We start from the raw sequence: 698 nt of genomic DNA, 5'->3' as shown, positions 1-698 counted from the left end.
GGTAAATCTACTTTTATTGATGTTTATAAACAAAGTAATCTTAATCGTACTTTTTATGTATTAGAAACAACTACAAGCAGAATGCAGACCTTAATTCATCTTACCAAAGTCCTTAATCCTTATTTAGCACTCGTATTTGTCAATGAAAAAAAAGAACAAGAATTAGTATTTCAAACTTTACAAAATGACAGTCTCAAATTGCTTAATTACAACTCTGCTTTATCAGTTAAACAAAGAAAACAAAGCCTTAAAGCTATCCATAAATTAAAATATCAGTACGTAATTGCATCAGATCTTGCAGCTAGAGGAATTGATTTTGATGCTTCTTGTGTTATTCACTACAACTTACCTTCACACCTTGAATTTTTTTTCCACAGAAGTGGTAGAACATCAAGAATGGGCAAAAAAGGTGAAATCATTGTTTTGTACGACCCCCAAGACATTAAACAAAAAGACAAAATTAATAAATTAATTCAATTAGGAATTACTTTTCATCAAGCCTCTTTAAATAAAGATGGTTTTATAAGAAATCAAAATTACAAAACTATTACAACTACCAAAACTGATAAGCCAAATAAAAACAATAAAAATACCAAAAACATTCAAAAAAATCAAAACAATCAAACTAACCAAAAAACAATTACAACCAATCTAGCCAATCTAACCAAAAACAATTTTTCAAACAAAACAAATTTACC

General features: G+C 27.8%; 1 protein-coding gene. It reads left to right on the top strand.

Annotated elements, in window-relative coordinates; all coding sequences use genetic code 11:
• Positions 1–698: helicase-related protein (locus tag OYV_RS04215; protein WP_172642371.1), on the top strand; the 698-nt coding region annotated here is incomplete at both ends.

Origin of the sequence: 'Chrysanthemum coronarium' phytoplasma (assembly GCF_000744065.1) — a bacterium.
GTDB lineage: Bacteria > Bacillota_I > Bacilli_A > Acholeplasmatales > Acholeplasmataceae > Phytoplasma > Phytoplasma asteris.
Note: the sequence above shows the minus strand (reverse complement) of the source record. Positions and strands in the feature narration are given on the sequence as shown.